This window comes from Parasphingorhabdus cellanae, assembly GCF_017498565.1.
Classification (GTDB): domain Bacteria; phylum Pseudomonadota; class Alphaproteobacteria; order Sphingomonadales; family Sphingomonadaceae; genus Parasphingorhabdus; species Parasphingorhabdus cellanae.
Genome location: NZ_CP071794.1, coordinates 1,560,139 through 1,579,412 on the forward strand (window position 1 = coordinate 1,560,139; position 19,274 = coordinate 1,579,412).

Sequence of the window (19,274 nt, forward strand, 5' to 3'; positions counted from 1 at the left end):
AACAAGTTTTTTGCAATTATTATGTTGATAAAGAAGGCAAGAAGTAGCTTGGTACTTAAAATCTTAACGACTGCAGGAAGTTTCCTGCGGCCAATCAGTTTCTTCGAGAAACCGCAGCAATATTTTTTCGTCTTTTCTCAGGTCGCTTGTGGACGGCCCTGAAAGCTTCGCCAAAGCTTCGCGTTCAGATTGACTCTTTCTTGTGAGTGCTATGATCGCCGGATGAATATAGCTTGATCGACAAATGGCTGGAGTGTTTTTCAGGCGATCAGCGGCTTTTTCACAAGCGGCTTTGATAGTCGGGTTTTTTGCCAACCTCACATAGCGAAACGCGGCGACGCTTCCATGCCAAGTTCGAAAGACTTTCGCGCTAATATCTGCATTGCCTGACTGATCCTTAAGCCATTGATTCACATCTCCTGAATCCAGCGGGTATATCTCACCATCTCGGCCGAAATATTGGAATAGCGCCTTGCCTGGCAAATCATCTATCGATGATAATATCTGGAGCAAACGCCGGTCCTTTATTTGTCGCCGGACGCGTTTGCCACCTTTTGCGATATAGTCCAACCGTAGCTCATTTTCGTTCATCCGAATATTCTTGGCAACCAGCGTTGTCGCTCCGCGTGCTTTATCATTTTGTTTATTGCCAATCCTCAAAGGAACATTATCCAACAGACGCACCAGAGCCGCGCAAGCGAGCTCTTTGCCGATAGTTTGATCGGGATTTGCAGCCCTAAAAATACGGCGGATGTCGCGGCGCAATTTAGGCAGCCCATGTGCAAAATCTACAAGCTGTGAAAATTTCTGGCGATCACGATATTCTCGCCAATCAGGATGATATCGATATTGTTTGCGTCCAGCTTCATCAACACCGGTGGCTTGGATATGGCCATTATCAAGTGGGCATATCCAGACTTGCTGGTAAGCCGGGGGAATGGAAAGCGCATTAATCCGGCTAATTATTCGCATATCTTTGATCGGATTTTGCTTAGGATCAATATATTGAAAATCATTTTCAACGGGTTGCCTGACAATGCCCGGCATAGTGTCCGATACATAGATGAGATTATTCGCGATGGCGGTCTGCATTTTCGTTCCAGCCAATTTTATCGACAAAAAAGACTGGAAAATTGAGCGGTTTATTCTCCAAATGAGGATTGGGGTTAAACTAACGTGCTCAATTTCCCAGCCGATTTGCAAGGGGAGGCTTGCAAAAGGATTAGCGGAATAATCCGCTTATCAAAGTGTAACACCGCTGCCGTTCTTTGGTTCCTATCTGTTGACTATAAAACCTCCAGATCATTTAACCCAAAGCCAGAAGCAGCTTTAACGGAAGCATAACGGGATTTAACAGGCTTCAAATGATTGACACTAATACAGGTTAGTGTGCAGATTTCAGCAATCTCTATGCAAGTGTTCTTTAGAAGGAACACAAAGACATGTCGGACCGATTGTTGAACAGACATGTAGCTGAGCGGAGAGTTAAAAGGCTGAGGCGCTTCGCTGTTTCTCTGATAGGTAACCAAAATGCAGCTGATCGGGTCGTGCTGGATGTTATGAGAATTCATAAGTCTGTTCTGGTATCAGAAAAATGCCCTACGATGCAGCTGATGATATTGCTTCAGGCTGTGTATCAGGATATCCGCAGCAGGCAGAGCAGGTCTCAGAACATATCCTTGTTAAATCCTCTAAGGTCCGAACTGGTAAACACTTTTGTGAAATTCCAATCGCTGGCCTATTCACAAAAAGCAATTATTTCACTTCTGCTTATCGAAGAATTTTCTCCCGAGAAAGTTTCACAGATAACGGATATCCCGCTTTCGCAAATCGATTTTTTGATTTCCAAAAGTTTGGATTTTTTGTCCGAAGGTGACGGTCTCAAGATTGTTTCTGGCTGATAGGTTTCGAATTTCTTTAATCATCGGTTTTTTGCGTTTATCTCCGATATCAACAATTAGTCCGATAGCTTAAGAACATGTTAGACAGTATTTTTCCTTGGCGATGTTCTGAGCCAAACCTGTTGGAGCATAAATTTATGTGGACCCGTTTTGTTGGCTATTGGGACTCAATCAGATCAAGCTATTGGTTCATTCCAGCATTGATGAGCCTAGGGGCAATCATATTGTCGACCTTAGCGGTGGAGTTTGACACCTATTTCAATCTCTCAATTCCAATCTGGCTAGAGAGCTTTTTCAATAATCAGCCTGATGGTGCTCGTGCGGTGTTGTCTACAATTGCTGGGTCCATGATAACGGTAGCAGGTGTCGTGTTTTCCATCACGCTGGTAACACTATCTACTGCTGCCGCTCAATATGGTCCAAGGCTGCTGACAAATTTCATGCGGGATACAACCAACCAGATCACGCTCGGCACTTTTATAGCTACGTTTCTCTATTGTCTGCTAGTATTGCGCGCGGTTCAAAATGCGCCGCCAGATGCGAACGATATAGAGGCGGCCTATTTTGTACCGCATATTGCGCTGTTAATCGGTATTGGTTTCAGTCTGTGTTCGATCGCTGTCCTTATCCGCTTCATTCACCATGTTCCCCAGTCCGTACATATTAGCCTTGTGACAACCTCTATCGGCAAAGAGCTTTGTGAGCGGGTCTCCGAACGGTTTCCTGAGCCTTTGGGACAGGATACAGAACCCAAAAAAGATGGTTTCGACATGGATCTTGTACCAAAATCTCTGCACAATCCGGTCGGAGAGAATGTTGTAAGGATTAACGCTAAGGCATCAGGCTATCTGCGATTAATCGATACGGAAAGCCTAATTGATACGGCGGCCTCTAATGACATTTTCATAAGGCTAGCAAAGCGTCCAGGGGACTTCATATTCCCGGGTGAAGCTTTGGTCTACCTTCCTCCCGATGCGTCGATTTCTGAAGGTGTATGTGACGATATCCGATCCATATTTACGATTGGCGAAAAGCGCACACCGTTTCAAGATATCCGATTTTTGGTGCAAGAACTGGTCGAAATAGCAGCACGTGCTTTATCTCCCGGGATCAACGATCCGGTCACAGCCATTGCCTGTTTGAATTGGCTGGCGGCCGCGCAAATGCAACTAATTACTCATGATGAACCGCAATCGGTAAGACATGATAAGGATGATATTCCGCGGATTTACGCAGAAGCACTTTCGTCTTCCCAATTAATGGAATTGGGGTTTAGCAAATTACGCAGTTATATTGCAGCTGATCCTATAGCGAGCGAAGCGGCACTGGATTTGCTCGCACGAGTTAGAACGAATGTTAGCGAAAGGCATGCTAAGACTATCCATATGGAAATCCAGGAACTTGAACGAGCCATTGAAGAAGTGCGCCAAGCCTAAATTCATAGCTATAGTCGTGATTTTCGATGTGCTGGAACGCTTCGTCACTATCCGCGTTGTTCCTATCTCAACGGCTATATTTTTATTGTGAAAGACACGCCACGATAGTTCTGAAGTTTAATCTGGAGACACGTTATGAAAATCTTGATGGTCCTCACATCCTATGATGAACTTGGTGATACTGGCGAAAAGACCGGTTTCTGGTTAGAGGAATTTGCCGCTCCCTACTATGTGTTCAAGGATGCAGGTGCAGTCGTTACCTTAGCTTCTCCGAAAGGCGGACAACCCCCACTTGATCCCAAAAGCGATGCAGAAGATGCACAAACAGAAGCGACAAAGCGGTTCAAAAAAGATGAGAGCACGCAAAAGATCTTGGCTGAAACGCGTGTTTTGGCTAACATCCGTGACCAAGATTTTGACGCAATTTTCTTTCCCGGGGGCCATGGCCCGCTCTGGGATCTGACCAATGATGCCGACAGCAAACGATTAATCGAAACGTTTGCCAATTCTGACAGGCCTGTGGGTGCTGTTTGTCATGCCCCGGCTGTCTTCAAGCATATCAAAAGCGCCGACGGCCAGCCGCTTGTTTTTGGCAAGCGCGTGACCGGCTTCACAAACACCGAGGAAGAAGGCGTTGGCCTGACCGATGTCGTACCCTTTTTGGTCGAAGATATGCTCAAGGAAAACGGGGGTCTTTACGAAAAGGGCGACGACTGGGCTTCATTCGTTTTAACCGATGGGAAGCTTGTCACTGGCCAAAACCCAGACTCTTCGGAGGAAGCTGCTCGCGCATTGCTGGCACTGCTCAAATAACTGGGTTGGCAAAAGTCGCCCGCACATAAAATTGTTGCGCTCAATGAAAATCACGCGACCTAGGTAAGATACGGACATTACGAGGATGGCCTCGATTGGCTGGAAACTCTGTCTGAATATCTTCGGATTTGATATCCTGTTTAGCCGTAGCAATTTTATCGAGACTATCGGTGCAATCTTCCACATGGCTGGCGATGATGTGGATCACGCCTTCTTTGCTTTTCTGCACTTCCCCGCGTACCTTCATCAAGCGCGCGGACATGATTGGGCGGCGATAGCGTTCGAACAGCCGTGCCCAGATGAGGATATTGGCAACACCCGTTTCATCTTCCAGCGTCACAAAGATCGCATTGCCTTTGCCCGGCCGCTGGCGGATCAATATTATCCCGGCCACGTCTGCAAATGATCCGTTTTTGGCATGGTCAACATCAGCGCAGCGCAGCACTTTCTGCCGGTCAAACGCACCCCGCAGAAATTCCATCGGATGGCCTTTCAGTGATAACCGGGTGGTCTGGTAATCCGTAATCACATGCTCGCGCTTGGTCATACCGGGAAGCTGTGCATCGTCCTCCACAGCCAGCTCCCTTGCATCAGCCGCAGCGAATAATGGCAACGTCCCGTTTGGCGCGCGGCGCACCTCCCATAACGCCTGTCTGCGATCCAATCCGATGGACCGGCACGCATCCGCATCGGCGAGCAATTGCATGGCGCGCTGGGGCAATTTCGCTTCATGAGCCAACGCTTCAATCGATGCAAAGGGCCGGCAAGCGATCATCCGCTCGGCCCAGGTCTCGCGGAAACCATCAATTTGCCGCAAACCCAGACGCAGAGCCAAGTCTCCTCTCCCCTTCAGGGGAGACGCCGGGAGAGGGGAATTCAAAGACCGCGCCATCGTCGATGCCCCCCTCTCCCCAACCCTCTCCCCTGAAGGGGAGAAGGGGTCTGATGCTTCCAAGATATTATCCCACTGGCTGTGATTAATATCGATGCTGCGCACCTCGACATCATGTTCGCATGCATCGCGGATGATTTGTGCTGGCGCATAAAATCCCATCGGCTGTGAATTGAGCAAGGCGGCTGCGAAAACAGCGGGATGGTGGCATTTGATCCACGAGGATATGTAAACCAATATGGCAAAGGACTGGGCATGACTCTCCGGAAAGCCATAGCTGCCAAAACCCTGTATCTGCTTATAGCATCGCTCGGCAAATTCGCGTTCATAGCCGCGTGCGGCCATGCCATCGATCATCTTTGCCTGAAAATGGTGAATGGTACCGACATTGCGAAATGTCGCCATTGCGCGGCGCAGTTTATTGGCATCGGTGGGCGAAAAATCGGCCGCGACAATAGCCAGTTTCATCGCCTGTTCCTGAAATAGTGGCACACCAAAGGTCCGCCCCAATACGCCTCTCAGTTCGTCGGGATCATGCGGCGGGGCGGGTGACGGATATTCGGTTTTCTCGACACCGGAACGGCGGCGCAAATAGGGGTGAACCATGTCTCCTTCAATCGGGCCGGGACGGACAATCGCGACCTGAATGACCAGATCATAAAATTCACGCGGGCGCAGGCGCGGCAACATGTTCATCTGCGCGCGGCTTTCGACCTGAAACACGCCGACACTATCGCCTTCGCATAGCATGTCATAAGTGACCGGGTCTTCTGCTGGAACGGTTGCGAGCTCATAATTACCCAGACCATATGTCCGCATCATATCGAAACTTTTACGGATGCAGGTGAGCATGCCAAGCGCCAGGACATCCACCTTCATCAGCCCGAGTGCATCAATATCATTCTTGTCCCATTCGATGAAGGTGCGGCCGTCCATCGCGGCATTATGGATCGGCACGGTTTCATCGAGCCGGTCCTGCGTCAACACAAAGCCGCCGACATGTTGGGAAAGATGCCGGGGAAATTCCAGTATCTGTTGCACGAGAGCGCCGAGGCGCGCGATTTCCGCATTATCCGGATCCAGCCCGGTTTCCCCGAAACGCTTGTCGGGGTCCTTGGTCGACCAGCTGCCCCAAACGGTGCTCGACAAGCGGCTGGTAATATCTTCCGACAGGCCCAGCGCCTTGCCCACTTCGCGGATGGCGCTGCGTGATCGATAATGAACGACTGTTGCCGCAATGGCGGCGCGGCTGCGGCCATAGCGGTCATAGACATATTGGATGATTTCCTCTCGGCGCTCATGCTCGAAATCAACATCGATATCGGGCGGTTCCTTGCGCTCTTGGGAAATGAAACGGGAAAAAAGCAGGTCATGCTTCATCGGGTCAACCGCTGTAATGTCGAGCAGATAGCAAACCACGCTATTGGCGGCACTGCCGCGGCCTTGGCAGAGGATATCGTTGGAGCGTGCATAGCGGACAATATCATGGACCGTCAGAAAATAAGGCGCATATTCAAGCTTGCCGATCAGCTCTAATTCTTCGTTCAGCTTGCCAGACAATTTACTTGGAACACCGCCCGGGTAAGCCTTTGCTGCCGCCTCCCGGGCAAGATGTTCCAGCCATCCTTGCGGTGTCCATCCTTCCGGTACCGGCTCGTCGGGATAATGATAGCTCAGCTCATCGAGCGAAAAATGGATGCCGGACAGAAAGTGCTGGGTTTCCTCTATCGCTTGCGGGCAATCGGCAAATAGCCGCCCCATTTCCTGCGGTGGTTTCAAATGGGCTTCGGCATTTTTGGCGAGCAAGCGTCCCGCTTCGCCGATCGTCGTTTTTTCGGATATGCATGTCAGTATATCGCTCAACGGGCGCTGCTCTGCCGTCGCAAACAAGGGCGCATTGGTGGCCAGTAAAGGCAAGTCCAGCCGCGCCGCCTCTTTTTGCAGTTTTGCAAGATAGCGGCGATCCGCGCCATCGCGCGGCATCGTCACGCCGGCCCATAACCGGTCATGCGCGACGTCAATCAGAGGCTGCAAAAGCTTCAGCTCATCTTCACCAGCCATGGCGATAAATTGCAGATCCTCATGAAAGTCCAAGAGATCGCTAAGCATAAGATGGCAAGCGCCTTTCTCCGTGCGCAAGTTGCCGGTAGAAAGCAGCCGCGTCAGCCGCCCCCAACCTTTGCGGTTGACTGGATACGCAATGATATCCGGCGTCTCATCCACAAAACACAAGCGCGCACCAACGATCAGGTGAAAGGGTGGCAGCTCCACGCCTTCTTCAGCCGCATCCTCCCGCACCTGACGCAGCGCCACATGCGCGCGCACCACGCCAGCCACGCTGTTTCTGTCGGCAATGCCAAGCCCGCTCATCCCCAAGTTCATGGCGTGCAGCACCATATCCGCCGGCGAAGAGGCTCCGCGCAAAAAGCTGTAATGTGTCGCAGCAACCAGTTCGGCAAAGTCGGTCATGCGAAGCTACCGTGAATATACCAGTCAGGCTGGGCTTTTTCTGTTCCGTAGAGTCCGTAACGAAATAGCCAGTAACGCCGTCCTTCGCTATCCTCGACGCGGTAATAATCACGGGTCAGACCCGCCTTGCCCGGCAAATGCCCTTGCCGCTTGCGCCACCATGTCGACGCGATGCGCTCCGGCCCTTCGGCGCGCGTGACATCATGGGTAACGCGTTTCCATATGAAGCGGCGCGGCGGGCCATCCGGCACTTCGGCCATCACCTTGATATGTTGCGGCGGGTCAAACAGGAACAGGGGCCGGGTGGGCGGCGCGCCTGATTCAGGCTGATCCCAGATAAAAGCGTCTTTGTAATCGAGCGCAGCGCGAGCGTGCAGGCCATGTTCGGGAATATAGCTATTGGCTGGCTCAAAACGCTGCACATCTTGCCGCCCCAGCCGAATGCTGAGTTGACTGAGCAAAGCGGCTTCATCCGATGCCGCATCGCGCCCGCCATCCATGTCGGTTTGCACCGCGTCCAAGGATTCTGCAGCGGCAATGGACAAGCGCACCAGATCATAACCAAAACCGGGATCAAGCGGATCGTTCAGCGTATCGACCCGTTCATTCAGCAAACGCCGAAACAGCTTGTCGTCACGGGTCGGTGCGCCCGTTTCAATCGCCAGCTCAGCCACGTGGCCATCACAGCGGAAGAGTTGCATCCGTATTTTGCGGGCGCCCTGCTTTCTGTCTTCCAGCATCTGCGCAGCCTCGATGAACAGCTCATGCAGGCATAGCAAGGCGCTATCAATATGCCCCATCGGTTCCGCAAAGCGTCGTTCCGTGATGATAGCAGCGCTTTTACGCTTCGGATTGACGGGGCGATCCTCCTGTCCCAGCAAACGCTCCAGCTTCAATACCAGCTCTGCTCCAAAACGGGCCGCCAATGGTGCGCGCGGACGTTCTGCCAAATCTCCGATATGATAAAGCCCGGCGCGCTCCAGCGATCTGTGCGTTTTGTCATTCATATCCAGCGCCGCCACCGGTAGCTGCGCCTGCGCGCCTTCCTTCAGGCCAAAGCGGGCGAGCGCCAGCGCGGCATCCACCGTCCCGGCCAAAGCCCAGTGGAAAGACAGACCGGCGCCATCAAAGCGGTCTTCGATATCCTGCACCAATATTTGCTCATCACCGAACAAATGCACGCAGCCTGATATATCAAGAACCAATGACTGCGGCAGATGCAGCGCGATCACCGGCGTATAGCGCTCACAAGCTTCGGCAAGCCTAGCCAGCAATCGGGTATCGGCATCCCTGTCATGATCGAATATGAGTAGCTCTGGCACGCGCGCACGCGCATCTGCCAGGGGCATAGCGATATGCAGCCCCTGCGCCTGTGCCTGTCGGTCAAGCGCTGCTAAAACAAGCGCACCGCGGCTTTTTTCCACAAGCGCAAAAGGCCGCGGATCCTTGGTATCAAGCGCGCCTGCGCTGCTCCTGATAATCCGTTCCGAAGACAGAAACGGCAGGAACAACGCCAATATCCGGCGCGTATTCCTTGAATATTCTACTGTCACGATTCCATTCCAATCGGCTTGAAAGCCCCTCTATCCCGCGCCTGTGGCGCAGCAATTTCACATCAAAAACAGGATGACCGGGGGCGTTCGCTTCCAAAGGCCGGGATGGCGCAGATGATATTTGCCAACGACTATAGGCAGCGGTTGAAAGCGAAGAGAGTTGATCACGCAACAGGAAAACGGTCACACCGCTTTCCCGCGCAAAAAGAGACAAACGGCGGGTTGCCGTCAAATCCAGACCACGGGGGTTTTTTCCGGATAGCGTCAGTATCACCGCAGAAACGGCGTAAGAACGCACGGCATCTGCCGCCGTTTTTAGCGCAGGGATTATACTCTCTGCCTGCGCATATATTATCTGGTCAGGGTCAATGCCTAGCTCAACCAGGCCCGGCGGATAGAGCAGATTTCTGCACCGTTGAGACTGTTTTTCATCAACCCACAATATCGGGCTGTTTGCCATTTTCCCCGATAATCTGCAGCGTTCTGCAACTAGCGCGCAAAATGCCGATGCACAGGGCATGTCCGCTTTCAAAGCGGCTTGTACTTCATGCAAAGCGGCTCTCGGCAATGCATGCCGTAGCGCATGATCAAAACGCTGGGCACCCAGCAGGATAGTATCCTCCTTTTTGATATTATCACCCAAGCAAGATGCAGAGGACAGCGACAGGGCAGCCGCTCCATTCAGACTTACTGGACGTAGAGAATCACTTTTGTTCATGTTTTGTTCTATACTCTATGACTCCGCGCTGCTGTCAAGCGTCAAGGTCGTAACCCATTGTAACGGAAAGTTTTGACTGACCTTATTCCACATGGCGGCGTAGCAAATAGCCCCGCAGTCTTTTTCATGCTAACCCCTCCAAAAGGACGAGGGGACACATATCATGAACTGGGAACTCATATTCACAATCGCCAATAACTGGGCATTGGTAATGTGGCTGATATTGGCCTTTGCACCCCGGCGCGAAATCGTGATGAAAGGCATCTTCTATGGCGGAATTGCCGTGCTGTCGCTTACCTATGCTGTGATCATCATACCACTGATGACTGGCATGATCGGTGGCGGCAGTGGAGGTAGTCCGGACTTTACCACTCTGGCCGGAGTGCAAACCCTGCTTGCCAGTGACGGCGGGGCAACCATAGGCTGGATCCACTATCTTGCCTTTGATCTGTTTGTCGGCCTATGGGTCGCCCGCAATGCGGATCAATACGGATTTGCACGCTGGATTCAGGTTCCCATATTATTTTTCGTGTTAATGCTGGGGCCATTGGGTCTAGTACTCTATCTACTGCTGCGCTTCACGCGTCATAATAGAGTTGCGGATGCCGTAGTACCTCAATAAGACACTGAGTTGAATTAAAGAGTAGTAGTTCCAATCTTGAAGAGAGATAAGGAATTGATAAAGGGCGTATAATGGCAGATCCGTATCAGGCATTGGGCGTGGCAAAAGGCGCCAGCGAAAAGGACATTAAAAGTGCCTATCGCAAGCTTGCCAAAGAGCTGCATCCCGATCGCAACAAGGATAATCCCAAGGCGACGGAACGATTTTCCGACGTCACTAAGGCTTATGACCTTCTGCTCGACAAAGATAAGCGCGCGCAATTTGATCGCGGCGAAATTGATGCAGACGGCAATCCGGCCGGATATGGCTTTGGCGGCGGGCAAAGCGGCGGTTATTCGCGCGGGGCGGGCGGCCAGCAATTTGATTTTGGTAATAGCGGCTCCGATTTTGGTGATATTTTTGATGGCCTATTTGGCGGCGGTGGCCGCAGTTCCAGTCCCTTTGGTTCGCGCCAACAAAGTGCTCCACCGCCAAAGGGCGCAAATGTTTCCTATCGCCTGAAAGTCGAGTTTATCGCAGCGGCGATGCTGGAAAAACAGCGGATAACCCTTGAAGATGGCAAGACCATCGACCTTAGCCTGCCCAAAGGCGTAGAAGAAGGCACGCAAATGCGGCTGGGCGGCAAGGGGCGGCAAGGCCCCGGCGGCAATGGTGATGCAATTGTCACCATTCACATCAACGGCCACCCCTTTTACGAGCGCGATGGCGATAATGTGACACTGGAGCTGCCGATCAGCCTGAAAGAAGCCGTCGAAGGCGCGAAGATCAAGGTGCCGACCGTAGATGGGCCAGTAATGCTTTCGATTCCCGCTGGCTCTGACTCCGGCAAGACGTTGCGCCTGAAAAACAGAGGCTTTCACAAGAAAACCAGCGGGCGCGGCGATCAACTCGTGACATTGATGATCACATTGCCAGACGACGACGCAAAGCTGACAGAATTTGTCAAAGACTGGGACAATGACGAAAATCCACGCGCTGATATGGGTGTGTGATTTTGACTGAACGGCTTCATGTCTGACTCGTCGCCTCTCTCACCCGAAGCGCGGCGTGAAGAACCGTCACGGCCTGGGAAAAAAAGCGAGCAAGCGGCCAAATCATTGGCGGAAGGTCATTTACCGCGCCAGATTGTTTCGGTCATCGAACGCACAGCGGTAGGCGTCTATACAGATGGCTTCACCTTTGCCGGAAATTTTGCCTATCTTGCCCTTTTGGCGGTCTTTTCCTTTTTCATCGTCGCAGCAGCTATTGCGGGTACTATTGGCCAGACCGCCATCGGCACAGATTTCGTCGAAGCGTTTTTGCGCACCGTTCCGCCGTCGGTTGCTGGTGCTTTGCGTGTTCCGATAAGCGACGCAATGGGCGCACGAACCGGACCTTTGCTTTGGTTCAGTGCCGCCGTTGGTTTGTGGACCACCGCTAGCTTGATCGAAACCATTCGCGAAATCCTCCACCGCGCTTATGGTGTAACTGCCCAGCGCGCTTTTTGGGAATATCGTCTAACCTCGATCGGACTGATCATCCTGTCCGTATTTTTCGCGATGCTTGCGCTGAGCGCCCAGTTCATATTGGCAGGAATCAGCGAATTCTTAGGCGATTTCTTTCCAAATTTGGAAGAAAGTACTACTTGGTTTTCGCTCTCCAATGCTCTGCCCTTCTTGATCCTATTCATCACTTTGTACCTGTTGTTCCGGTTGCTCACGCCGCGACAATATCGTCCAGGAGCCTATCCCAAATGGCCCGGCGCCGTATTCATCAGCGGCTGGTGGCTGCTGATTACCGGCTTGCTGCCACTCTTCCTGAAATATGCCGCCAATTACCAATTGACCTATGGCAGTCTCGCTGGCGTCATGATCACGCTGATCTTTTTCTATTTAATTGGTCTCGGCATGGTTATCGGATCAGAACTGAATGCCGCGCTGGCCGATCGGCCGCAACCTAGAGAACCGGACTCATAAACATGTGGTGATGATTTTCTGGAATCTCAGCGGCATGGGCGCTATTGATGAATAAATTTACATCTGAAAAGGATAGGCAATGAATGAACTGATGAAAGGCAAACGCGGCCTAATCATGGGGTTGGCGAATAATAAGTCGCTTGCCTGGGGCATTGCAAAGCAGCTTTCTGAGGCCGGAGCAGAACTGGCGATCAGCTATCAGGGTGAGGTTATGGCCAAACGCGTCAAACCGCTGGCAGCAGAACTCGGCTGCGATTTCCTTTTGGATTGCGATGTTTCCGATATGGAACAGCTAGACAAAACCTTTGCCGAATTGGCCGAAAAATGGCCCAAAATTGACTTTATCGTGCACGCAATCGGTTTCACCAACAAAGAAGCCCTGCGCGGAAAATATTTTGACGTGACACTCGATGATTTTCTGATGACGATGAATATCAGCGTCTATAGCTTCACCGCTGTCGCGAAACGCGCGGCAGCGATGATGAACCCGGGCGGGTCGATGCTGACCCTTTCTTATTATGGCGCAGAAAAGGTCATCCCGCATTACAATGTTATGGGCGTTGCCAAGGCTGCGCTGGAAACTTCGGTCAAATATCTCGCCAATGATGTCGGTCCCGACGGCATCCGGGTCAACGCGATTTCCGCCGGTCCGATCAAGACGCTAGCAGCGTCGGGTATCGGAGATTTCCGCTACATTTTGAAATGGAATGAATATAATGCGCCGCTGCGCCGCAACGTAACCATTGACGACGTTGGGTCTTCCGCGCTCTATTTTCTATCTGATTTGTCCTCCGGCGTCTCGGGTGAGACGCATCATGTGGACGCAGGCTATCATACGATTGGTATGAAACAGGAAGATGCGCCTGATATCGCATTGGATTGATCGTCATGAGGGTTTGGCTCGGCTTATTTACAGCGGCATCGCTTTTGGCGGGCACGGGTGCGAATGCATTAGGCTCTACTGATGCCAAAGGCAATCAAGGTGAGACTTTTGAACTTTGCGGACTTACTGCCAAGAATATCGTCGCCTTGCGAAAAATTGCCGAGACCAGTCCTGGCATACTGAAACTCAGTGACTTTGATGTTTATGCACATTTTATGACGGAAGACAGCGGGGTCCTGGTCTTTGCGACAAAGGTAAACAGCGCCTATCCCAGCGTTGCCTGTCGCTATTATACCGATCTCGAAGCAAAGCCTGAAAATTTGGTGGTGGACGTTCGCTGCGAAACCAGTCAGGAAAAATGCGATAGGTTTTATCGGATGATAGAAGGGACGAGCCTCACTAGAGGTCCGAATAATAGCGAAAGCAATCCATGAGTTACAACACATTCGGCCGCGTTTTTCGCTTTTCCACGTGGGGAGAAAGTCATGGACCTGCGCTCGGCGCCGTTGTGGATGGCTGTCCTCCGGGGTTAGAGCTGAGCGAATCCGACATCCAACCGTTTCTGGATGCACGCCGTCCCGGTCAATCGAAATATACGACGCAGCGCCAAGAGCCTGATCAGGTTAAAATCCTGTCCGGCGTTTTTGAAGGCAAAACAACCGGTACGCCAATTTCACTAATGATTGAGAATGTGGATCAACGGTCGAAGGATTATAGCGAAGTCGCCAAGGCCTATCGCCCCGGCCATGCCGATTATGCCTATGATGCCAAATATGGCTTTCGCGATTATCGCGGTGGCGGACGTTCCAGCGCCCGCGAAACCGCAGCGCGCGTGGCGGCGGGTGCGGTGGCAAGACTTGCGATCCCTGAAGTTTCCGTGCGTGCTTGGGTTGCTGAAATTGGCGGCGACGCGATTGATATGGCGAATTTCGATGCCAACGAAATTACCAATAACCCGTTTTTCTGCCCGGACGCCCCAGCAGCCAAACGTTGGGAAGCGCTAGTCGACGGTGCGCGTAAAGATGGCAGCAGTCTTGGCGCAATCATTGCCTGCGAAGCAACCGGCGTTCCTGCCGGGTGGGGGGCGCCGGTATATGCCAAGCTCGACAGTGAAATTGCTTCTGCGATGATGACCATCAACGCCACCAAGGGCGTTGAAATTGGCGATGGCTTTCATGCGGCCCGTCTGCGCGGCGAGGATAATGCGGATGCCATGCGGCCGGGAAATGAAGGGCCACGATTTGCGTCCAACCATGCCGGCGGAACAGCAGGCGGAATATCCACCGGCCAACCCTTATTTTGCCGCGTCGCATTCAAACCGACCAGCTCTATCCTCACGCCAGTTGATACGATCACGCGTGACGGCGAGGCGACCGAAATCGTTACAAAAGGGCGCCATGATCCGTGTGTCGGCATACGCGGTGTTCCGGTTGTGGAGGCAATGATGGCTTTGGTATTGGCAGATCAAAAACTGCTGCATCGGGCACAATGCGGGTGAGCAATATCTAGATGATCGACCTCGTCCTTCACGTCATTGATGACTATATCCAGGCGCACAAAGCGATCATCGGCCTTGTCATATTATGCTTCCTCTTCGCTGGTTTCATCATGGAACGCTTTCCCGCGGCTGTTGTGGCAGTGCTTGGCGCCTGTACGTTTCTATTCCTCGGTATCATCGATTCCGATGGGCTGTTTTCGGTCTTTTCCAACACCGCACCAATTACCATTGCTGCGATGTTCATATTGTCCGGAGCGTTGCTAAGAACCGGAACAATTGACGCCATTGCTGGCTTCATTATCGAGCGCGCGAAAAAGCATCCCAAACTGGCGGTGGTTGAGATGTTCTTGGGTGCTTTTGTTGCGTCTGCCTTTATGAATAATACCCCGGTTGTGTTAGTGCTAATCCCGATCATTATCCGCCTGTCCCGCGCCACAGGTATCTCGTCCAAAAAATTGCTGATCCCGTTAAGTTTCATCTGTATCCTGGGCGGTACAACGACATTGATCGGTACATCGACCAACCTGATTGTTGATTCGGTTGCGCGTGACAGCGGCATGGGCGGCTTCGGGATTTTTGAAATTTCGCCTTACGGCTTGGTGGCTGCAGTGGCTGGTACGATTATGATGGTTTTATTTAGCAGCTGGCTGTTGCCCGGCGGGCAAGTCGGCGGCGAATTTGCCAGCAGCGATGAAAGCGACTTCTTGACCGAACTGACTGTACGCAACAAATCATCCGCCATTGGCAAAATGCTGTCAGAGGTTCCGATCATCCGCCGGACCAGCGTCAATGTCTCTGCCGTGAAACGCCTGAGCAGCTATATTCGCCATGACTTGGAACATCATGAACTGCGTGCCGGCGATCGTATTGTTGTAAGGCTCGATCTTGCTGAACTTATATCCCTGCGGGCTTCGGAAGATTTCAAGATCGGCATTGTTCGGTCTGGCGATGTCGGGCCATTGGGCGAAGAACTGGTTGAAGCCACAGTGGCGCCCGGCCATCCCAGCATCGGAAACCGCCTGTTCGATATCCCGTTTCTCGGTCAATTAAACGTCCGCATATTAGGCATGACCCGCTATCGCAATCTGCCGCGATCCGACCTTACAAATGCACGCATCCATGCCGCTGACCGCCTGCTCGTTACCGGGTCGAGCAAAGACATTCAGCGAATGTATGAAAATCCCAATCTCTTTGGTGTTGGCGAAACCAAGATAAGAGCCTTTCGCCGGGACCGCGCGCCGATTGCCATCGGTGCTTTGGTCGCGGTGGTCGCTTTGGCGGCACTTAATATCGTTCCACTAGCTGTCGCGGCTATATTGGCGGTAGGCGCGATATTGCTGGCACGTTGTATTGATGCAGAGGAAGCATGGGGATCGATGGACGGCAATGTACTCGTATTGATTTTCGGGATGTTGGCAGTTGGCCTTGGCTTGCAACAGGCAGGCAGCGTTGACCTGATTGTCACCTATCTCACACCTTTGCTGGAAACGATGCCGCCATGGGCTCTGGTTTTCGCGATCTATATATTGTCTGTGATTATGACTGAAATTGTAACCAACAATGCCGTAGCGATTATTATAACGCCGATCGTTATTGCGCTTGGTCAGGATTTAGGTGTTGACCCAAGGCCATTGGTCATCGCCGTCATGTTTGCTGCCTCGGCTAGTTTCGCAACACCCATTGGGTATCAAACCAACACATTGGTTTATGCAGCAGGCAATTACCGGTTCACTGACTTTTTCAAGGCCGGTATTCCTCTCACCGTTGGTGTGGGATTAGCCACTTGTCTGGCGATAAGTTTCACAATGTAACAACAGGCCGCTAATCGCTTGCCGTATTTCAGTTGCCGCTATAGGCTAAAATAAAACAAAAACAGGGGTCTGTGACATGCTGTCATTCTGGTTCAAAATACCGCTTTGGCAGCGGGTTATCGCAGCTTTGGTTTTGGGGGTCATCACTGGCTTAGCATGGGGCCCCGAAGCAGAAACCATCAAATGGATCGGTGATTTCTTCATCAAGGCGATCAAGATGCTGGTCGTACCATTGATTTTCTTTTCGCTGGTCGCGGGCGTCGCTGCTCTTGGCGACCTCCGAAAACTCGGCAGTGTCGGCGGTCGAGCCATGATATTATTCGTGATAACCGGCCAAATTGCGGCCTGGCTCGGCTTGGCATTGGGCACTTTTTTTGCGCCCGGTAAAGGGGTCGACACTGCGGCCATACAGAAAGGCGAGACGCCTGCCCCCAACGAAACCACCGCCGTTGATATGATCCTCTCGATCGTCCCGGACAGTCCGGTGCAAGTCATGGCCGACGTTCGGGTATTGCCACTAATTGTGTTCGCGCTCCTCATCGGCATTGGCATTTTAATGGCCAAGGAAGACGGCAAACCGCTCGCAAAGATTTTCGACAGCGGTGCTGTCGTCATGCAGAAGGTGACGATGATCGTCATGGAGTTGACTCCCTTTGGTGTCTTTGCGCTGATGGCATGGGTTGCCGGGACGCTGGGTCCAGATGCACTCATCTCGCTCGCACAGCTGGTTGGACTTAACTATCTTGGCTGCCTGCTAATCATAGGCGTGATGTATTCCGCAATGATCAAATTTATTGCTAAACTGCCCGTGATTGATTTTTTCCGCGGGATTATCGATGCGATTGCTGTCAGCTATTCCACCGCCTCATCCAATGCGACACTGCCCGTCACCTTGCGTTGTGTGGAACGCAATCTGGGTGTCAGCAACTCAGTTGCCAGCTTTGTGGTCTCGCTGGGCGCGACAATCAATATGAACGGTACGGCCATGTATTTGGGGCTGGCAACCTTGTTTGGAGCACAGATTTTTGGCGTGGATTTGAGCTTTGGTGATTATGTGCTGATCGCGATTACTTCTACCCTCGGGGCCATTGGCGCAGCAGGCATTCCCGGCGCTGGTTTGATCATGATGGCCTTGGTGTTCGGCAGTGTCGGCGTACCTCTTGAAACCATTGCCTTTGTCGCTGGTGTTGACCGGATCATGGATATGATGCGCACGACAACCAATGTATCCGGCGATGCTGCTATCGCAACTACAGTGGCTGTGATGACCGGTGAAATTGATGTTGAAGAAATGATTTCGGCGGATGATGTTTAAGGCTTAATGGCAATCACAGCGCCAGGTACCACGTCCCGGATCTGCTGCTGTTGTGACAAGTCTGGATATGCGCTCTGCAGACCATTGCCAGAGCGGCGAACAGGAAAAATTTAGTCCGCAAAGGGATCCTTAACCAGAATCGTGTCTTCACGCTCGGGAGATGTTGATACCAGCGCAACCGGGCACTGGATCAACTCTTCGACGCGCTTGATATATTTGATTGCCTGCGCCGGTAGATCGGCCCAGCTGCGCGCACCAGCGGTGGATTCGCTCCAACCGGACATGGTTTCGTAGATCGGTTTCACCGCTTCCTGATCCTGATGATGGGGCGGCAGATAGTCATAAGTAACGCCGTTCAAATCATAACCAACGCAAATTTTCAGTTCTTCAAAGCCATCGAGAACGTCCAGCTTGGTCAGCGCAATGCCAGCCACACCAGATACTGCCAGCGCTTGTCTTACCAGCACGGCATCAAACCAGCCACAGCGCCGTTGACGCCCGGTGTTAGTGCCAAATTCGTGGCCACGCTCGCCGAGACGCTGGCCGACATCATCGTCTAATTCGGTCGGAAACGGTCCAGATCCGACGCGGGTTGTATAGGCTTTGACAATGCCGAGCACATAACCCGTGCCCGACGGGCCTATGCCCGAGCCACCTGCTGCAGTTCCCGAAATCGTGTTGGAGCTGGTTACAAAAGGATAGGTGCCGTGATCAACATCCAGCAAAACCCCTTGCGCACCTTCAAACAATATCCGATCGCCCCGCTTGCGGGCTTCGTTCAGGCGCTTCCAGACAGGCTGCGCATATTGCAAAACGGAGTCCGCAATCTCACGCAGGTCCGCCAGCAGCCGCTCGCGATCAACTGGCTTTTCTCCAAAACCGGCGCGCAATGCGTCATGATGCGCGCAGAGCCGGTCCAGTTGCGGCCCCAGATCATCGAGATAGGCAAGATCGCACACCCGGATTGACCGGCGGCCCACTTTGTCTTCATAGGCCGGACCAATGCCGCGCCGGGTCGTACCAATCTTGCCCTTGCCGCTGGCGTCTTCGCGCAGCGCGTCGAGGTCGCGGTGGATCGGCAGAATTAAGGGGCAGTTTTCCGCAATGCCAAAATTATCTGCGTTGATCGCGACACCTTGTTTGCTCAGCTTTTCGATTTCATCACGAAGATGCCAAGGGTCGAGTACCACGCCATTGCCGATAATCGAAAGCGCACCGCGGACAATGCCGGAGGGCAGCAAGGATAGCTTATAAACTTCACCATCAACGACCAAAGTATGGCCAGCATTGTGACCGCCCTGAAACCGGACAACGACATCAGCGCGTTCCGACAGCCAGTCGACGATCTTGCCTTTGCCTTCATCACCCCATTGGGCACCGATCACGGTTACATTGGCCATATTCGCTT

General features: G+C 52.3%; 16 protein-coding genes. 11 read left to right on the plus strand and 5 right to left on the minus strand.

What is annotated here, in order from left to right; translation table 11 throughout:
* Nucleotides 1-63: 63 nt before the first annotated feature.
* Entirely contained in the window at nt 64-1,092 is a 1,029-nt protein-coding gene (locus J4G78_RS07650) for a DNA topoisomerase IB (protein ID WP_207989811.1), read from the minus strand.
* Between the two features lie 350 nt (nt 1,093-1,442).
* On the opposite strand from J4G78_RS07650, the gene J4G78_RS07655 reads away from it, so the two are divergent.
* From J4G78_RS07655 to J4G78_RS07665, 3 genes are all read left to right on the plus strand, one after another.
* Nucleotides 1,443-1,901, plus strand: coding sequence for a hypothetical protein (locus J4G78_RS07655; RefSeq protein WP_207989813.1), 459 nt, complete (start codon nt 1,443-1,445; stop codon nt 1,899-1,901).
* A gap of 137 nt (nt 1,902-2,038) precedes the next feature.
* Complete coding sequence (locus tag J4G78_RS07660) at nt 2,039-3,337, plus strand: DUF2254 domain-containing protein (RefSeq protein ID WP_207989815.1); 1,299 nt, start codon at nt 2,039-2,041, stop codon at nt 3,335-3,337.
* Between the two features lie 135 nt (nt 3,338-3,472).
* Nucleotides 3,473-4,150 (plus strand): type 1 glutamine amidotransferase domain-containing protein, encoded by a 678-nt coding sequence (locus J4G78_RS07665; protein ID WP_207989816.1) that lies wholly within the window; start codon nt 3,473-3,475, stop codon nt 4,148-4,150.
* Nucleotides 4,151-4,190: 40 nt separating this feature from the next.
* Here the strand turns inward: J4G78_RS07665 and J4G78_RS07670 are convergent, their stop codons facing one another.
* From J4G78_RS07670 to J4G78_RS07680, 3 genes are read right to left on the minus strand one after another with little or no spacing between them, the layout of a single operon-like run.
* On the minus strand, nt 4,191-7,511 hold the full coding sequence (locus tag J4G78_RS07670) for an error-prone DNA polymerase (protein WP_207989818.1): 3,321 nt from the start codon (nt 7,509-7,511) through the stop codon (nt 4,191-4,193).
* The gene (locus J4G78_RS07675; protein ID WP_207989820.1) at nt 7,508-9,064 is read right to left on the minus strand and encodes a Y-family DNA polymerase; all 1,557 of its coding nucleotides are present in this window, start codon (nt 9,062-9,064) and stop codon (nt 7,508-7,510) included. Before J4G78_RS07675 ends, J4G78_RS07670 begins: the two co-directional genes overlap by 4 nt.
* Complete coding sequence (locus tag J4G78_RS07680) at nt 8,964-9,782, minus strand: ImuA family protein (protein WP_207989822.1); 819 nt, start codon at nt 9,780-9,782, stop codon at nt 8,964-8,966. Before J4G78_RS07680 ends, J4G78_RS07675 begins: the two co-directional genes overlap by 101 nt.
* Nucleotides 9,783-9,945: 163 nt before the next feature.
* Here J4G78_RS07680 and J4G78_RS07685 point away from each other — a divergent pair, with 163 nt between their 5' ends.
* The 8 genes from J4G78_RS07685 to J4G78_RS07720 all read left to right on the plus strand — a co-directional run bounded on the left by J4G78_RS07685 (nt 9,946) and on the right by J4G78_RS07720 (nt 17,866).
* A complete protein-coding gene (locus J4G78_RS07685) occupies nt 9,946-10,404 on the plus strand; it encodes an ABA4-like family protein (protein WP_207989824.1) in 459 nt (152 codons plus the stop codon).
* Between the two features lie 71 nt (nt 10,405-10,475).
* Nucleotides 10,476-11,396: a DnaJ C-terminal domain-containing protein gene (locus J4G78_RS07690; RefSeq protein ID WP_207989825.1), complete on the plus strand. Its 921-nt coding sequence runs from the start codon at nt 10,476-10,478 to the stop codon at nt 11,394-11,396.
* A gap of 18 nt (nt 11,397-11,414) precedes the next feature.
* Nucleotides 11,415-12,359, plus strand: a complete 945-nt coding sequence (locus J4G78_RS07695; protein ID WP_207989827.1) for a YihY/virulence factor BrkB family protein — start codon at nt 11,415-11,417, stop codon at nt 12,357-12,359.
* A gap of 79 nt (nt 12,360-12,438) precedes the next feature.
* Entirely contained in the window at nt 12,439-13,242 is an 804-nt protein-coding gene (fabI, locus tag J4G78_RS07700) for an enoyl-ACP reductase FabI (RefSeq protein ID WP_207989829.1), read from the plus strand.
* Nucleotides 13,243-13,247: 5 nt separating this feature from the next.
* Nucleotides 13,248-13,676 (plus strand): hypothetical protein, encoded by a 429-nt coding sequence (locus J4G78_RS07705; protein WP_207989832.1) that lies wholly within the window; start codon nt 13,248-13,250, stop codon nt 13,674-13,676.
* Complete coding sequence (gene aroC / locus J4G78_RS07710; protein WP_207989833.1) at nt 13,673-14,740, plus strand: chorismate synthase; 1,068 nt, start codon at nt 13,673-13,675, stop codon at nt 14,738-14,740. The genes J4G78_RS07705 and aroC overlap by 4 nt, the downstream gene beginning before the upstream one ends.
* Nucleotides 14,741-14,751: 11 nt before the next feature.
* Nucleotides 14,752-16,551, plus strand: coding sequence for an SLC13 family permease (locus tag J4G78_RS07715; RefSeq protein WP_207989834.1), 1,800 nt, complete (start codon nt 14,752-14,754; stop codon nt 16,549-16,551).
* Nucleotides 16,552-16,627: 76 nt separating this feature from the next.
* The gene (locus J4G78_RS07720) at nt 16,628-17,866 is read left to right on the plus strand and encodes a dicarboxylate/amino acid:cation symporter (protein WP_207989835.1); all 1,239 of its coding nucleotides are present in this window, start codon (nt 16,628-16,630) and stop codon (nt 17,864-17,866) included.
* A gap of 110 nt (nt 17,867-17,976) precedes the next feature.
* Here J4G78_RS07720 and J4G78_RS07725 read toward each other — a convergent pair whose 3' ends face one another.
* A complete protein-coding gene (locus J4G78_RS07725) occupies nt 17,977-19,266 on the minus strand; it encodes an adenylosuccinate synthase (RefSeq protein ID WP_207989836.1) in 1,290 nt (429 codons plus the stop codon).
* Nucleotides 19,267-19,274 lie beyond the last annotated feature (8 nt).

Excerpts from the sequence above, each read along its gene's own strand:
- J4G78_RS07670 (WP_207989818.1), bottom strand. The coding sequence starts at position 7,511 with ATGACCGACTTTGCCGAACTGGTTGCTGCGACACATTACAGCTTTTTG.
- J4G78_RS07665 (WP_207989816.1), top strand. The coding sequence starts at position 3,473 with ATGAAAATCTTGATGGTCCTCACATCCTATGATGAACTTGGTGATACT.
- J4G78_RS07695 (WP_207989827.1), top strand. The coding sequence starts at position 11,415 with ATGTCTGACTCGTCGCCTCTCTCACCCGAAGCGCGGCGTGAAGAACCG.
- J4G78_RS07680 (WP_207989822.1), bottom strand. The coding sequence starts at position 9,782 with ATGAACAAAAGTGATTCTCTACGTCCAGTAAGTCTGAATGGAGCGGCT.
- J4G78_RS07685 (WP_207989824.1), top strand. The coding sequence starts at position 9,946 with ATGAACTGGGAACTCATATTCACAATCGCCAATAACTGGGCATTGGTA.
- fabI (WP_207989829.1), top strand. The coding sequence starts at position 12,439 with ATGAATGAACTGATGAAAGGCAAACGCGGCCTAATCATGGGGTTGGCG.
- aroC (WP_207989833.1), top strand. The coding sequence starts at position 13,673 with ATGAGTTACAACACATTCGGCCGCGTTTTTCGCTTTTCCACGTGGGGA.
- J4G78_RS07725 (WP_207989836.1), bottom strand. The coding sequence starts at position 19,266 with ATGGCCAATGTAACCGTGATCGGTGCCCAATGGGGTGATGAAGGCAAA.
- J4G78_RS07720 (WP_207989835.1), top strand. The coding sequence starts at position 16,628 with ATGCTGTCATTCTGGTTCAAAATACCGCTTTGGCAGCGGGTTATCGCA.
- J4G78_RS07715 (WP_207989834.1), top strand. The coding sequence starts at position 14,752 with ATGATCGACCTCGTCCTTCACGTCATTGATGACTATATCCAGGCGCAC.
- J4G78_RS07690 (WP_207989825.1), top strand. The coding sequence starts at position 10,476 with ATGGCAGATCCGTATCAGGCATTGGGCGTGGCAAAAGGCGCCAGCGAA.
- J4G78_RS07660 (WP_207989815.1), top strand. The coding sequence starts at position 2,039 with ATGTGGACCCGTTTTGTTGGCTATTGGGACTCAATCAGATCAAGCTAT.
- J4G78_RS07655 (WP_207989813.1), top strand. The coding sequence starts at position 1,443 with ATGTCGGACCGATTGTTGAACAGACATGTAGCTGAGCGGAGAGTTAAA.
- J4G78_RS07650 (WP_207989811.1), bottom strand. The coding sequence starts at position 1,092 with ATGCAGACCGCCATCGCGAATAATCTCATCTATGTATCGGACACTATG.
- J4G78_RS07705 (WP_207989832.1), top strand. The coding sequence starts at position 13,248 with ATGAGGGTTTGGCTCGGCTTATTTACAGCGGCATCGCTTTTGGCGGGC.